This window comes from Nitrospirota bacterium (genome assembly GCA_040756155.1).
In the GTDB taxonomy this organism is placed as follows: Bacteria; Nitrospirota; Thermodesulfovibrionia; order JACRGW01; family JBFLZU01; genus JBFLZU01.
On the sequence record JBFLZU010000075.1, the window covers coordinates 9814 to 25455 of the forward strand.

19 protein-coding genes are annotated in these 15642 nt (G+C 41.5%); all 19 read right to left on the reverse strand.

Going from position 1 to position 15642, the window contains the following annotated elements:
• Positions 1–236: prepilin-type N-terminal cleavage/methylation domain-containing protein (locus AB1488_07515; protein ID MEW6409945.1), on the reverse strand; the 236-nt coding region annotated here is incomplete at its 3' end.
• Entirely contained in the window at positions 226–567 is a 342-nt protein-coding gene (gene gspI, locus AB1488_07520) for a type II secretion system minor pseudopilin GspI (protein ID MEW6409946.1), read from the reverse strand. The genes AB1488_07515 and gspI, both read right to left, overlap by 11 nt.
• A gap of 47 nt (positions 568–614) precedes the next feature.
• The gene (locus AB1488_07525; GenBank protein MEW6409947.1) at positions 615–1115 is read right to left on the reverse strand and encodes a prepilin-type N-terminal cleavage/methylation domain-containing protein; all 501 of its coding nucleotides are present in this window, start codon (positions 1113–1115) and stop codon (positions 615–617) included.
• 19 nt (positions 1116–1134) lie between these two features.
• A complete protein-coding gene (gene gspG, locus AB1488_07530; GenBank protein ID MEW6409948.1) occupies positions 1135–1635 on the reverse strand; it encodes a type II secretion system major pseudopilin GspG in 501 nt (166 codons plus the stop codon).
• Positions 1632–2849 (reverse strand): type II secretion system F family protein, encoded by a 1218-nt coding sequence (locus tag AB1488_07535; GenBank protein MEW6409949.1) that lies wholly within the window; start codon positions 2847–2849, stop codon positions 1632–1634. Before AB1488_07535 ends, gspG begins: the two co-directional genes overlap by 4 nt.
• A gap of 20 nt (positions 2850–2869) precedes the next feature.
• Positions 2870–4411 carry a type II secretion system ATPase GspE gene (gene gspE, locus AB1488_07540; protein MEW6409950.1) on the reverse strand — a complete coding sequence of 514 codons (1542 nt, stop codon included), beginning with the start codon at positions 4409–4411 and terminating at the stop codon, positions 2870–2872.
• Positions 4412–4421: 10 nt separating this feature from the next.
• Entirely contained in the window at positions 4422–6095 is a 1674-nt protein-coding gene (locus AB1488_07545) for a secretin N-terminal domain-containing protein (protein ID MEW6409951.1), read from the reverse strand.
• A 26-nt stretch (positions 6096–6121) separates the two neighbouring features.
• On the reverse strand, positions 6122–6928 hold the full coding sequence (locus tag AB1488_07550) for a type II secretion system protein N (protein MEW6409952.1): 807 nt from the start codon (positions 6926–6928) through the stop codon (positions 6122–6124).
• Between the two features lie 39 nt (positions 6929–6967).
• Positions 6968–7807, reverse strand: a complete 840-nt coding sequence (locus AB1488_07555; protein MEW6409953.1) for a 6-bladed beta-propeller — start codon at positions 7805–7807, stop codon at positions 6968–6970.
• Positions 7808–7821: 14 nt separating this feature from the next.
• The gene (locus AB1488_07560) at positions 7822–8910 is read right to left on the reverse strand and encodes a tetratricopeptide repeat protein (GenBank protein MEW6409954.1); all 1089 of its coding nucleotides are present in this window, start codon (positions 8908–8910) and stop codon (positions 7822–7824) included.
• Positions 8911–8947: 37 nt separating this feature from the next.
• Positions 8948–9427 (reverse strand): HIT domain-containing protein, encoded by a 480-nt coding sequence (locus tag AB1488_07565; GenBank protein ID MEW6409955.1) that lies wholly within the window; start codon positions 9425–9427, stop codon positions 8948–8950.
• A gap of 8 nt (positions 9428–9435) precedes the next feature.
• Positions 9436–10260, reverse strand: coding sequence for a uracil-DNA glycosylase (locus AB1488_07570; protein ID MEW6409956.1), 825 nt, complete (start codon positions 10258–10260; stop codon positions 9436–9438).
• Positions 10260–11111: an NAD(+)/NADH kinase gene (locus tag AB1488_07575; protein MEW6409957.1), complete on the reverse strand. Its 852-nt coding sequence runs from the start codon at positions 11109–11111 to the stop codon at positions 10260–10262. The genes AB1488_07570 and AB1488_07575 overlap by 1 nt, the downstream gene beginning before the upstream one ends.
• A 27-nt stretch (positions 11112–11138) precedes the next feature.
• Positions 11139–11606, reverse strand: a complete 468-nt coding sequence (gene tsaE / locus AB1488_07580) for a tRNA (adenosine(37)-N6)-threonylcarbamoyltransferase complex ATPase subunit type 1 TsaE (protein ID MEW6409958.1) — start codon at positions 11604–11606, stop codon at positions 11139–11141.
• Positions 11603–12310, reverse strand: coding sequence for a peptidoglycan editing factor PgeF (pgeF, locus tag AB1488_07585; protein MEW6409959.1), 708 nt, complete (start codon positions 12308–12310; stop codon positions 11603–11605). The genes tsaE and pgeF overlap by 4 nt, the downstream gene beginning before the upstream one ends.
• A gap of 18 nt (positions 12311–12328) precedes the next feature.
• Positions 12329–13885 (reverse strand): NAD(P)H-hydrate dehydratase, encoded by a 1557-nt coding sequence (locus tag AB1488_07590; GenBank protein ID MEW6409960.1) that lies wholly within the window; start codon positions 13883–13885, stop codon positions 12329–12331.
• 50 nt (positions 13886–13935) lie between these two features.
• Positions 13936–14313, reverse strand: a complete 378-nt coding sequence (gene acpS, locus AB1488_07595; protein ID MEW6409961.1) for a holo-ACP synthase — start codon at positions 14311–14313, stop codon at positions 13936–13938.
• A 121-nt stretch (positions 14314–14434) separates the two neighbouring features.
• Complete coding sequence (locus AB1488_07600) at positions 14435–15157, reverse strand: pyridoxine 5'-phosphate synthase (protein ID MEW6409962.1); 723 nt, start codon at positions 15155–15157, stop codon at positions 14435–14437.
• A 45-nt stretch (positions 15158–15202) separates the two neighbouring features.
• Positions 15203–15589 carry a hypothetical protein gene (locus AB1488_07605; protein ID MEW6409963.1) on the reverse strand — a complete coding sequence of 129 codons (387 nt, stop codon included), beginning with the start codon at positions 15587–15589 and terminating at the stop codon, positions 15203–15205.
• Positions 15590–15642: the final 53 nt, after the last annotated feature.

Below are 15642 nucleotides of genomic sequence, written 5' to 3' on the forward strand. Positions count from 1 at the left end.
GGGTGGAGATACCGTAGATCTTTTTTTATAAGTTCAAGAGCGCCATTCAATGAAGATAGATTATCTGAGATCGATTCTACAGACTTATGTGCATGAGAGGTAAAGATAAATGTCCCATGAAGGATACTCATGGTCAAAACAAGTATAAAGACAGCCACCATGATTTCTATTAGCGTAAAACCACTAATTTTTGACTTTCGACTCTCAACTCTCAACTCTCGACTGTTATTTAACATACACGTACTCTACAACATTCAGATGTTTCTTTTCCTTACCCTCATCCCACTGTATCAATAGTGATACCCTTTTAATTTCTGGTGATAACTGCGATACCGTCAATACCCATTTTAAATTACCCTCTGAGCCATGCAATTCCTTTGGTACGATCTTGAGGCTATATTCTTCCATTAATTTTTCAGCAAGCATCGATGCTGTTATAAGACTCTCTGCTGACTGGACTGCCTTTAAATCGTTATTCTGTAGAGAAAGAAGGCTTACGAGTGCTATTGCAAGTATCGTAATAGCAACCATGACCTCAATGAGGGTAAACCCACCGATTTTCGTCACTTCGGGGACAGTCCCCTTGCTCCATCTTAATCCTTACCCCTTAATCCTTAATCCTTGATCCTTAATCCTTGATCCTTAATCCTCACTGTGAACCTTTCCCCAACAGCGGGTATAAATACTTCATATACCCTTTGATGGCGATCAGAGAGTTGAATCAGGGCTTCATCTCTGAACCCATAAGGTGTAAATTGGTAATCAATCAGAGGAGGGGCAGTAACAGATTGGGAGATAAACTTTATACCTTCAGGCAATCTTTTCTTTGTGATAAGTCTCTTTCCTCCATCCGATTGTCTGTGTTCTGTTGTCGTTAACCAGTACTCACCCCTATGCATGTCAATATGTAAAATGTAAGGTTGTCTTCGTGAGACTGCCTCATTAGAAGCGTAAGAGGCAAGGTTTGCTATCTGACGTGCAGATGCCTTTAGAGAAGCCTGTTCTAAATCATGAAACTTCGGAATAACAAACCCAAGAAAGATACCGATGATGGTCAAAACTATGAGTATTTCGAAAAGTGTAAAACCTTTATCTCCTGACTTCTGACTTCTCACTTTTCACTTCTCACTGTCTTTACAGCATCCAGTTTCCGATGTCTGCATTCTTACCTTCCCCTCCCGGTTGCCCATCAGCACCATAGGTAAAGAGGTCAAATTCTCCATGTTCTCCAGGCGAGATATACTGATAGCGGCGTCCCCATGGGTCAACAGGAACCTTAGAAAGATACCCTCCTTCCTTCCATCTCAATGGTCTTGGCTCTGTATCTGGTGGTTTGACAAGGGCTTCGAGTCCCTGCTCGGTTGTTGGATAAAAGCCATTATCAAGTTTGTATAGATTTAGGGCAGACTCTATATTCTTGATGTCAACCTCTGCCTTTGTTCTCCTTGCCTCATCGGGTCTACCCATAATCCTCGGAACAACAATAGCTGCGAGGATGCCGAGGATTACAACAACCACCATAACCTCGATGAGGGTAAACCCCGTTAGAGACCCTCTCCTAAAGGCTGAAGTATCTTCTATCGAGGCATTCTCTAACGGGGTTACCCCTTTAATCCTTGCATCCTTTTTGCTCATCTTATAATAGTACTCATTTCAAATATCGGAAGTAGTATAGACAACACTATAAACCCTACAATCACACCCATGATAAGTATCAATACTGGTTCTATAATGCTAAGGAGACCTTCTAAACCCATCTCGAGTTCTCTTTCACTATTATCAGCTATCTTTCTAAATACCATTTCTATCTCTCCGCTCCGCTCTCCTGTCTTTATCATCCCTATAATGCCTGCAGAAAATATCTGAGATTTTAGCGAACTCATTCGGACACCTGCAGAGAGTGAATCTGCAAGGCTTTTCCCCTCCTTAACCCCATCAATAGCCCTCTGTAAGATACCCTCGAAACCTTTATGTCCGGTGATTTTCTTGACTACACCGAGTGCGTGAAGCAATGAAACACCTGCAGAAAGCAACATCTCCATCGCCTTTGCGGTGCGGAAGATGAGCAACAGGTTTACCATATTACCTGTGTATGGAATTCTATCCAGAATCCATTCCTTAAGTCTTCTTCCCCGTTCAGACTTGAGGGATCTATTTGCTACATATCCTATTCCTGCAATGGCTCCGAGAAATAGATACCAGTACTTAGATAGCACACCACTCAGGAATATGAGAATTGCCGTTGGAAGGGGAAGCACCTTCTCTGTCTCACTGAACACACTAACAACCTTTGGGACGACCGATGAGAGTAAATAGAATAATATAAATCCACTAACAACAGTCATAAGCAGAGGATATGCAAGTGCAGATTTTACCTTCAAGGATATCTTCTCCTGTCTATCCATATGTGTGCATAGCCCTTCAAGTGCTGACTCAAGATTTCCACTCGCCTCACCTGCTGCAACCATATTTATATAAAGGTCATTGAAGACCATAGGATAACAGGCCATGGCTGATGATAGAGATTTTCCTTCTACAACCATATCACGAACATCTGCGAGCACCCTTTTGAGATAGCGATTACCCTCCTGTTCAACAAGGGCATTCATTGCATCTATCACGGTCATACCTGCGCTCAGAAGTGTCTTCAACTGGAAGGTCGCAGAAGATATGCTTTTAAGTGAGGGCTTTCTCCATATATGTCGTTCCTTACCTTCGCTTAGCGCTCTTGTGATAAAAATGCCTGACTGTTTTAAGATAGCTCTTGCCTTATTGATGCTTTCAGCATCTATAAAGCCCGTCACCTTTTCTCCCTGAGGATTTACACCTTCATACTCATAAAGCGGCATTATCCCTTACCCCTTAATCCTTAATCCTCTTCGATTACCCTTACAACCTCCTCTATAGAGGTAATACCAGCAATAACCTTCTTCATACCTGCTTCCTTTAATGTCTTCATGCCCTTTTCTATAGCCTTCTTTTTTATCCCCGCCGAGTCAGAATTCTTCAGGATTAACGACCTTATATCGTCATCGATGGCGAGTATTTCATATATACCTGTCCTGCCAAGGTATCCTGTCCCTATACAACTGTCACATCCAGACTTTCTGTATATAGTTAATCTTTGAGAACTACTGGAAATACCCACATCTGCATCGTGAGATTGTCGAGTCGATTCTATCTCTATACCTTCAGGGGCATAAGCCACCTTGCATGAATCACACAGAACCCTTACGAGCCTTTGTGCAAGTATGCCGATAAGCGATGATGTGACAAGATAGGGTTCTATTCCCATATCGAGCAGGCGGGTTATCGCACCCGATGAATCGTTTGTATGAAGGGTAGAGAGAACAAGATGTCCTGTGAGAGCGGAATGGATAGCAATATCCGCTGTCTCTCTATCTCGAATCTCGCCAACCATTATTACATCAGGATCCTGTCTGAGTATATGTCTCAGTCCTTTTGCAAATACAAGACCTATCTTGGGATTTACCTGCATCTGTCCGATACCTTTAAGTTGATATTCTATAGGGTCTTCTATCGTGAGTATATTCTTTTCAACAGAATTCATCTTGCTCAGTGCAGCGTAAAGTGTTGTTGTTTTTCCGCTTCCTGTAGGACCTGTAACAAGGATTATACCGTTATTCTTTCTTATAAGTTTCTGTATCTGAAGGAGATCAGTATCTTCAAGACCAAGTTCCTCAAGACTGAGAAATATCTTTTCCCTGTCAAGAAGCCTCAGGACAAGGCGTTCGCCAAATGCTGTAGGAATAGAAGATGTTCTCACATCTATATCCCTGCCAGCTATCTTTACCCTTATGTGTCCATCCTGTGGAAGTCTCTTCTCCGCAATATTCATAGATGCCATAAGTTTCACCCTCGATACAACACTGTCATAAAGATGGCGTGGCACCTTGAATACCTCATGGAGTATTCCATCAACCCTGAATCTTGCTCTCACTTCTCCTTCAAAGGGCTCCATATGGATATCGCTTGCTCTCCTTTTAATACCTGTAGAAAGGAGATTATTTACGAGTCGTATCGCCGGTGCATCATCAACCGATTCAAGGATATCCTGAGGTATGGTCGCATCAACCACTGTATCATTCATACCTTCAAGCAGGACATCCTCTATTCCCTTTTCTTCCTCGTGATACATACTGTTGATCATCTTCATGAGCCTTTCAGAATTGACCATGACAGTCTTAATCTTTGCTTTAAATAGAAGTTTCAGGTCATCAATTATTTCATAATTATCAGGTTTTGAGATGGCAACGATCACTGTATCATCCTTCTTCGAGAGAGGCAACACTCCATATCGTTTCGCATATGTAAAGGGGACAACCTTTATCAGACTGTGGTCAATATCCTTCTGATAATTGCCTAATATGTCTTTTTCCTCATCTCTCATCTCTCATCCCTCATCTGTCTTTCTCTATCTCTTTCTCTATCTCTTTCTCTCTGAATCTCTCTGCCTCTTCTTTCTTCTCCTTTGTTATAGCCTCAATATCCGCAGCCTCTCTGACAACCTTTGGCGTAAGAAATATCAGCAGATTAGTCTTCTCTCTTGTCGCTCTCTCGTATCTGAAGATATAACCGAGGATGGGGATGTCACCGAGTAATGGGACTCTTTTTATTGTTAACTGTTCATCATCCTTTAGGAGTCCGCCTATTGCTACTGTCTCTCCATCTTTTACGACAACAGTTGTGTTTGCATATCTTTTTGTAATAGATGGACCAACAACATTAGGGTTTAATTCAGGAGTTGTGGTCAATGCAGATATCTCCTGATATATCTCAAGTTTTACATAATCTCCCTCAGTAATCCTCGGAACGAGCCTCAATGTGATACCGACATCTTTTCTTTCAACTGTTGTAAGAACAACACCTCCCGGACTCTGACTCTGCCCTGTTATAAATGGAACATTCTGACCTATAACTATCTCTGCCTTCTGATTATCTGTCGTCAGCAGATGAGGTGTAGAGAGAACATTAATATCACCCTCTGCCTGAAGTGCCCTCACCAGTGCACCGACATTCATATACTCAGTACCTCTGAAGGTAAATGTCCCTTTAACCACACCAGCAACAAGCCCTGAAAGAGTAGCGAGGGTCTCTGGACCTGTAATAGCCCTTCCCATACCACCAAACTCTGTCCCACCAAACGGAGTAACTCTGCCTGTTGTCCTCTCCATGGACCTGAATTCAAAGCCAAGTTCCCGCATCTTGGTAAGTGTTATCTCCATTATAGCAGCCTCAACAAATACCTGTCTGCGTCTTATATCAAGTTTCTTTATCACAGATTTTATCGTCTCATAATCCTCAGGTGCTGCTGTAATGATTAAAGAATTGGTTGGCTTGTCTGCGGTAACAAATATGCCTTCCATCTCTGCTGGAGTCTTTGGAGGCGGTGGGCCAGGTGGAGGAGGTCTACGGGCAAAAAGGGCATTGAGTGTCTTCGCAACATCGTCTGCTTCTGCATTCTCCAGATAATAGACATGCACCCTCCTTTTACCCGGCGGTATCTCCTTATCAAGTTCTCTCAAGAGAGTAAAGAGACGCTCGACATTAGAGAATGTATCCGTAATGACTATTGTATTTGTTGGAAGGTAAAAATTCACCACACCTTCTTTTGATATTAATGGTGTTAGTATCTTTACAGCCTCTGCTGCATTAAGATGTGTAAGGTGGATAATTCTTGTTAAGAAACTCTCTCGTTCCTTAAGTTCGACCGCTTTTTCTGTTACAATCTGTCCACCTGTCTGTTTTGCCATTGCTGATGGAATTATCTGAACTACATGAAGACCCTGAATAACAGCATAACCTTTAAAACTCAGGACAGAAAGAAAGATCTGCCACAACTCTTCAGGTGTTATCTTTCTGTGTGAATATACACTTACCTTCCCTGTAACCTTGTCGTCAAAGACTATGTTCTTTCCTGTAAGTTCAGCAACAAACCTTATAAACACAGGAAGTTCTACATCCTTAAAATCAACGAGAACAGGTTTACCCTTTGAATCAGAGGCTATCACCATAGTGGATGCAGCGAAAAATACAAGTATAAATAACAGTGATATTAAAGCAATCTTTCTCATCGTCGTCCTCCTGTGTTTTTGTACACTCATCTTATCTCAGCTAAGATGCTCATTTTATCTCCCCTTCTTAGCAGATCTATCGTTATCTCTCTCTGGTTTTTTAACTGATCAAAGAGGTGATAGATGGTTTCTGGTGATTTTAACTCTACACCGTTTATCCTCTGTATTATGTCACCATTAATTAATCCTACTTTAGAGTATATACTGTTCGGTATTATCTCAAAAATCTTATATCCATGGGTCTTACCTTCAGAGATTTCAGGTATCACCCTTGCATGTGTCATAACTATATTAAGGTCGGCAAGTGCAGACTGAACATCACGGTAGTCGAGTATGTATCTGTTAGTAGTATATCTGCCAGTATCACTTTTTACTGCTGGAGATACTTCTTCGATAAACCGTGTCTCTAAAACTTCCTTTCTTAGACCACTTACTATATATACCTTATTCTTTAAAATCTTTGTAATCTTCCATCCATCTCTTACACTATCGTTAATCCTGTAAAGGTTCTGTTTCTTCTGTGTGGTATCTTCTATCACAGCAAAAAAACATTCTTTAGAATCTTTGCGATTTTCACCGATTACAGTACCGATAAGCCTCAAGTTCTGGAGAGAGGTATCCTGTTTTTGCGGGGATATGTCGGGAGTATAAGATGATTGTGTGGGGATTACCTTCAATTTGTCAGTACGGTCTTTCAATTCTTTTATCGATTCAACGACCTCTTGTGGTGTGCTGTATGTCTTTTTTGAAATACTAAGTCTGACAACATCGGCTATCAGGAAAATTGTTGTGGCTATGAGTATGAGTTTTGTAACTATTGATATTATTTTCATTCTCCTTGATTTTTATTATCTTTCAGGTGAGATTTTTTGTCAAGGTATAATACTCAATATATGCGATGTCTTTAGTAAGGTAAACTTTAAGGTAAACTTTTGGATTCGGTGTATAGCGGTGTCAATCACATAGACATTTCCATCCAGATCAACAGTTATACCTCTTGGATACCGAAACTCGCAATCTCCAGGACCACGACTACCCCATTTGGTAATGAAATTGCCATTTGAGTCAAACTTCTGAATCCGATTGTTATCAGTGTCAGTCACATAGATATTTCCGCTTGAATCAACAGCTATGCCTCTTGGATTCCGAAACTGACCATCTTTAGTACCCACACCACCCCATTTGGTAATGAAATTGCCATTTGAGTCAAACTTCTGAATCTGATTGTTATCAGTGTCAGTCACATAGATATTTCCGCTTGAATCAATAGCTATGCCCATTGAATCCAGAAACTGGCCATCTCCAGAGCCCCGACTACCCCATTTGGTAATGAAATTGCCATTTGAGTCAAACTTCTGAATCCGATTGTTATAATTGTCAGTCACATAGATATTTCCGCTTGAATCAACAGCTACACTCATTGGATATAGAAACTGGCCATCTCCAGAGCCCCGACTACCCCATTTGGTAATGAAATTGCCATTTGAGTCAAACTTCTGAATCCGATTGGCAAGATACTCGGTCACATAAATATTTCCGCTTGAATCAACAACTATGCTCATTGGAATCAGAAACTGAGCATCTCCATAGCCCATACTACCCCATCCCAGTAAAAACTCATAGGCCTCTTCACTTCCACCACAAACCTGACTGCTGGCTGATGATGGAACCGCCATCAAAGAAAAAAACAAAACTACAGCTACTATCGGCATAGTTTTATATCCTTTCACTCAAACACAAAGGTATCCCATTCCTTGCATTGGGGGCATTTCCAGTATATTTCTCTTGATTCATAACCACACTGCCTGCAGTGGTATGGCAGGTATCCTATTGTAAAGATATGCAGGAGGTCTCTATACTGCATAAGGGCATCTTCTTTCAGATCCATATCAAAATACAGTTCTCCAAGTCTCCTGTGGGCATCGAGATATTTAGGGTTTATCTCTATTACCCGTTTAAATATCTTGATTGCATCTTCGAACCTTCCTTTCTCTGTATAGTGTTCACCGAGTGCAATAAGTGTCCTTATATCCTCTGGACGTTCCTCTATAACTCCTTTATAGATTCCTTCCATTTCGTTATTACCACCAATTGTTTCACGATCTTCGATTGATGAGAATGCCTTCTCCAATCTGGGATATGTTAGGAATGCGAAAGATGGTTGGTTCTTTATCACTTCTTTCCATACATTAATAGCATCATGGGTCTTCTCATCTGACAGGTAAAGGTCCCCAAGATGCAAATACGCATCGGTGCATGACCTATCGAACTCTATCGCCTTTTTAAATGCAACCACCGCCTTTTCAGTATTACCCAGCTCCGTTAGCATTTTCCCAAGTTCTGTATGTAGATGTGCAATCACATTTCCTCTTCTCGTCTTTCTTAATCTCTGTATCTCTTCCTGAACCTCAATTGCCTTGTCCCAACTTTTTTCCTCTTCATAAAGTCTTTCAAGTTCGATGTATGCATCGAGCCTCTTAGGATCGAGGGCAATCAGCTCTGTAAATGTCTTTATTGCCCTGTCGAACAGACCTGCTTTTTTATAATCAAGACCAAGTTCCATCATAGCCCGGATCTTCAGTCCTCTTCCTACAGATGGCATGGTGATTATACTTTGGTGTATCCTTGTCGCCCTGCTGAGGTCTCCTTTTTCCCTGAAGAGGTTACCCAAACTAAGGTAAACATCTGCTGTATCAGGACTCAGTTTTGTTACACTTGTGAGTTCTGCAATCGCCCTGTCATCTTCGGTAGTGAATAGTGTCCGCAGGCTACCTCTCTTAGCCTTATTGAGTAACAATCCTATAATTACTCCCATAGATAAAGCAATAATTAGTAAAACTATTATATCCATGTTATTTTTTGAAGAATGGAAGAAGTTTCCTGTAAGTTATTTTGAGATGTTCGGGCATAACCCTTGTCTCAGCAACGAGAGGCATGAAATCAGTATCTCCCATCCATCGTGGAATTATGTGTATATGCAAATGTGAAGGCATACCTGCACCAGCAATCTTACCAAAATTCATACCTACATTGAATCCATCGGGATTAAGGACATCCCTGAGAATAGAAATGGCCTTCTGGGTTACATTCATCATATCAAACATGACATCTGTGCCTAACTCCTCAAGTGTTGAGAGATGAAGATAGGGCATAACCATAAGATGTCCATTGTTATAGGGGTATACATTCATCATAACGAAAGAGTTTGCCCCACGATAGAGTATATAGTTATCCTCATCTCTATCCTCCTTTATTTTCTTACAGAAGATACATTCGCTTCCCTTTTCAGAAAGTATATATTCCATACGCCATGGCGCCCATAACCGCCTCATGTCTTCTCCTATCTGTTACCTTTTAACTTTTTATGCCTATCCATTACTTTCTGTATGTCTTCCCAGACAAGCCTTTTATCCTGCTGGTTCCTTAAAAGGTATGCAGGGTGATAGGTAGGCATAACGGGTATCCCGTTATAATCGTAGAAATTACCCCTCAATGCTGATATCTTCTCTTTTCTCTTTAAAAGTGTCTGTGATGCAAATGTCCCAAGCGTACAGATGATAAGTGGTTTAATAGCCCTCAGTTGTCTTGAGAGAAATGGTTCACAGGCATCTATCTCGTCCTTCTCAGGATTTCGGTTGTCAGGGGGTCTGCATTTTATGACATTCGCTATATACACTTCATCTCTCTCCATACCCATTGCATTTATAATCTTTGTGAGGAGTTGACCTGCTTCACCAACAAATGGTTCTCCCTGAATGTCTTCATCCCTGCCAGGTGCCTCACCCACAAATACAATCTCTGCGGATGGATTCCCTATCCCGAATACGATATTTCTTCTCCCCTTATATAGTTTGCATCTTTTACAATCCCCGATTTCTTTGCGAAGTCCTCTTAGAGATTCCTCTGGGGACAGTCCCGGTTCTACGTATTGCCCTTTCACCTCCCTCACCCCCACCCTCTCCCCTCCTGGGAGAGGACTAAGGTGAGGGGTCTTTCTTTCTGGGACAGTCCCCTTAGTTCGATAAATCTTATCAACACCTATGCCTTTTAGAAAAAGGATATAGTTTTTAAAATCACCTATAATGTTATCTATCTCCTCTCTTCTCTTTTCTGACTTCTGACGGCTCGACTGATCTCGCCGAAGTCTTCTGACTTCTGACTTCATTATCTCTCCCCCCACTTTAGTTTTGTCCTCAGTATAGAAAAGTAGTCTTTATCAGGACATGCCAGAAGTCTTATCTTCGTGGGAGATTTCTTTATCTCAACAATATCCTTATATCTTAAAGAAAACCCTGCCTGACCATCAAGCGTAATGAACACATCTTCATTCTTTGAGTTCAAGACTATTTCCACAAGACAGTCATCTGGTAAGACTATAGGCCTGTTTGTAAGTGTATGCGGACATATGGGTGTGAGGACAAAGGCGTTTAATGTAGGATAGATTATCGGTCCTCCTGCCGAAAGAGAGTATGCCGTAGAGCCTGTTGGAGTCGCAAGGATAAGTCCATCAGCCTTGAATGTTGTCACATAGATCTTGTTTATATATGTATCCATATCAATAATCCTTGCTAATGCACCCTTATTTATTACGACATCATTTAAGACATCATAATCCGCTAACTTCTCATTCTCTCTGTGTATATGCGTTGTAAGCATAAGTCTCTCTTCTATGTAATAGTTCCCTGAGAGTATACCTTCGATGGCTGTATAGACCTTACCGATAGGCACTTCTGTGATAAAACCAAGCCCACCAAGATTTACACCGAGTATAGGTACACCACTGTCACCGACGAGGCGTGCTGCGCTTAGAAGTGTCCCATCCCCACCGAAAACAACTATCATGTCAACAAGTGGAGGGATATCCGATCTCTTGTATCCCTCAATGTCTAACTCAGAAGCTGCCTCATTATCAAGATAGACTTCACAATCCTTTTCTTTCAGCCATACGCTAAGGTCCCTTGCAGCCGCAACTGCCTCATTATTCCTGAGTTTTGTTATAATGCCTATCTTTTTCATACCATTGAAGACCTATCCCTTACTCCTTTAATCCTTAATCCTAATTTGCTTAACAATATCCTCATAATGTTCCCCTTTAGCGCTTATCACCAATCTTCTTCTGTCTCCACCGATATTAAATATTTCAATATCAATTCTCTCTTCTGGGAGTTCTTTCCCTGCCTTTTCTGCCCATTCGACAGCTGTAACTCCATCCCCATCTATGTAATCCCTGAAACCGATACCCTCAAGTTCAGAGGAATTGTTGATCCTGTAGAGGTCAATATGGTAGAAGCGTAATCTCCCTCTATGCTCATTAATTATTATGAATGTGGGGCTTGTTATTCGCCTGCTATCTACCCCGAGTCCTGAACCAATACCTTTAATAAAGCATGTCTTCCCTGCACCAAGTTCACCGAAAAGACAGATGAGATCGCCATCATTAAGTAACCTGCTTATATCCACGCCGATATTAAATGTCTCAGATGGGCTCTCAGTAATAATCTCAACGCTCATATATTAACAAGCCCTATAAACCCTCCCTGCCTTCCGACATCCTTACCATTATTTTTTTGTTGATACCGGTAGGAGAAAAATCTCTCAGGATTATGAAATGTGCATTCACTTGAAAACCATATATTTGATTCTTTAACGCCTATCTTGATTGCCTGAATGCGATTAATCTCGGTAAGGTCAACAAAATATTTTTCTGACCCCCGACTCCTGATTCCTGACCCATTGAGTGCTTTCACAACCTCCTCCCCTACCTCATAACAGCATCCTCTGATACTCGGTCCGATAGATATAAATACATGGATCATTGATGTACCAAAACTCTGATTCATTTCTCTCAGAGTCTTTTTCAGTATCTCTTTTGCTGTTCCACGCCAGCCTGCATGCACAGCAGCAACGGCAGGGGTAGAGGAATCGTATATGAGAATCGGGACACAGTCTGCGACATGGACACCTATAAGTAACCCTCTCTCCTTTGTAATTAACGCATCCGCCTCTATCTGCCCCCTGACTCCCGACTTTCGACTTTCGACTCTCGACTCTCGACTTTCTATTACCACCACCTTGTCTGAATGCCTCTGTTCAGCAGTAACAATCCTGTTTATTCCTTTCTCAAGAATACGCATGGGATCAGGCATTAAACGGGTTGTGAAGACTGATTTGACATCAGGAAACCCTTCAATATTCTTTGGAATAATGTATTCCATTCTCTTACTCCTTAATCCTTAATCCTTACCCCTCACGACTTTTATAGCCTCCGGTATCTTCTCTATCAAATCTGTTGCGATTAACCCCATCTCCGTATACTCCATTGCCGCCATATCCCCTGCAAGCCCGTGTAGATAGACTCCTAAGATAATAGAAGAAAGGAGCTCCATACCCTGTGCAACAAATCCTGCTATCATACCTGTAAGAATATCGCCCGTGCCTCCAGTAGCCATTCCTGGATTCCCGGTAGGATTTATATATACATTACCCCCAGGGTCAGATATAACAGTTCTTGCTCCCTTGAGGGCTATGTGGACTCTGTGTGCGGTTGCAAATGACTGCACAACCTCTATCCTGTTCCTCTGTACCTCTTTAGCGGTAATACCGAGGAGTCTTGCCATCTCACCAGGATGAGGTGTGAAGACAACTTTCGATCTTAGTCCTTTTAACGCCTCCAGATTGCCTGCAAAGGCATTTACTCCATCTGCATCAATTATAACAGGCACGGTGGACTCTCCTACCACATCTCTGATAAAACTGAGTGTTTCTCTGTTCATGGAAAGCCCAGGACCAATAGCAATCGTAGACATCTTAGGAAGTATACGCTCTATTTCTTCTAAAGCATAAGGGCTTATTGTCTGGTCATCAGTCTCTGGAAGAGGTAAGGTCATTATCTCTGTAAGTTTTGTTTCGAGTATGTCATTAACACTTGCCGGAGATGCAAGGGTAACAAGACCTGTTCCAACCCTTAAAGAAGCCATAGCGGTCATACACGCTGCACCTGTTTTCCCTACAGACCCAGCTATAACAAGGAGATGACCAATAGAACCTTTATGGACATCAGGCTCTCTGCGGGGAATCATCTTTTTTACCTGTTCGAGTGTAATGAGATTGGTTTTTATACTATCATTGTTAAGGAAACTCTTTGGAATACCTATATCAGCAATCTTCACAACACCTGCATTTTTTGCCCCGGGATACAGGAGCAGACCTCTCTTGGGTAACCCTGCTGTTACAGTCATATCTGCAACTACAGCATTACCTAATATCTCTCCTGTATCTGAACTGATTCCTGAAGGGATATCTACTGAAACTACAGGTTTTGCAGAAGAGTTAATTGCATCTATAACCTCCTTATGCAATCCCTTCACTGAGGATGAAAGCCCTGTGCCGAGGAGTGCATCAATAACAATATTGCATGTGGAGAGTATTCGCCTGAGTTCCCTGAGTTCTTTCTTATCCCTTAATTCACTGACGGGAATACCGCTCCTCAGGAGTATCTCGAGGTTTATTCTTGCATCGCCTTTTATATCGTCTTTTTCACCAACAATAAAGACAGATACGGCTGCCCCCCTGTTGGTGGCATGTCTTGCTACTACAAATCCATCGCCTCCATTATTACCTTTTCCAGAGACGATACAGAGCCTTTTCCCTTCAAGGCAGCCGTATCTCCTTTCGGTCTCCGTCACCACACACCTTCCAGCATTTTCCATCAAGACAACTCCAAGTATGCCAAGCTCTTTGGTTGCCCTTGTGTCTATCTTCCTCATCTCATCTGCTGTCACAACCTTCATGATCCCTCTCCGACCCCTTCTTTAATCCTTACCCCTTAATCCTTAATCCTTTAATCCCTGCCCCTTACCAGTATCACCTGTGCTACTGCATATTCCTTTTCATGACTCATGCTGACTAATATCTCTGTTATCTCTTCCTCCTTCAGCATCTGTTTTATTCTTTCAGAAACATACAGCTCTGGTTTTCCTGTACGATTATTACTAACTGTTATCTCATTAAACCATATGCCATTGTTAGAGAACGCCTTTATAAATGCCTCCTTAGCTGCAAACCTTGCTGCATAATGTTTATAAGGGTTTGTAAACTGTTCTGAGTAATGTTGTTCTTCCTGTGTAAACACCCTGTCAAGAAATCCCTTCCCCCATCTTTCAATGGCATCTTTAATTCTACTGATATTAACTATGTCAACGCCTATACCTGCGATCATACTATGTAATTAAATGCAAAATGTAAAAATCAAAATGCAAAATTAAGGAATTCCAAAATTTTGATCTTTGAATTTTGAGTTTTGAATTTTTTAACATTATGCCTCAACTATTTTTATTAATCTATTGTCTACCTGCCATTATCAGCTGTTTCATCTCTCTTACTGCCCTTTCGAACCCAACAAACACAGCCCTTGACACGATGCTGTGACCTATATACAGTCCCCTCAGTTCCTTTATTCCTGCTATCAACGATACATTTTGATAATTGAGCCCATGCCCTGCATTAACAAGAAATCCGAGTTTTGATGCGAACCTGCAACTTTCCCTTACCCTCTCAAATTCTGTTTGCCTTTCTATGGATGTTTTTGCATTTGCATAGATTCCAGTGTGTATTTCGACCATATCAGCACCGATCGCCTGCGACGCCTTTATCTGCTCTATATCAGGATTTATAAAGAGGCTTACAGGAATGCCACTATCACGAATATTTTTTATGTATATTTGCAAATACTCTCTATTCATTAGTACTTCAAGTCCACCTTCTGTTGTCAGTTCTTCCCTCTTTTCAGGCACGATGGTCACAAGGTCAGGTCTTATCCTCATTGCAATATCAAACATCTCCTGTGTAGCAGCCATCTCAAGGTTAAGTTCTATGCGAACTATTCCCCTGAGGAGCCTCAGGTCTCTATCCTGGATATGTCTCCTGTCTTCTCTAAGATGAACGGTTATACCATCTGCACCAGCAAACTCTGCAATTACTGCAGCGGCTATAGGCTCTGGTTCTACACCTTTCCTCGCCTGTCTTAGCGTCGCTACATGGTCTATATTTACGCCAAGATGCATCCTAATCTTCCCCAAAAAGTCTTTTGACTTTTTGGGGTGCCCCCTTCATCCCCTTTTTATATCTACTTCATAATGGAATGTCTTAGGATATTCGCCAAATAATAATGGAACTGTGACATCCCACTCCACATGCACAGATATCTTGCTATCTGTTACCACAATCTTTACATCCTTTTTTGATAGTGGTATATCGTGTTCATCTACGAGTTCATATAAGATCTTTTCTATCTTGTCTTTGGTTATATGCGCCTCTAACCGGAGTCGATCTTCAACCTTACCCTTAAAAGAATAATAGTTATACCATGGAACCACTATAAGATAACCCTGATAGATGATAAAGGCAAAGATAAGACCAAAGATGATAAACTTCTGAAGACAACCACCTTTTTCATCCCTCAGTATCAATTTATCAGCATCCCTATCCTGTTCCATCTGACCCAGTGGTCACTGCCATCCCATGACCAGTAAATAATAAATGCCTTACC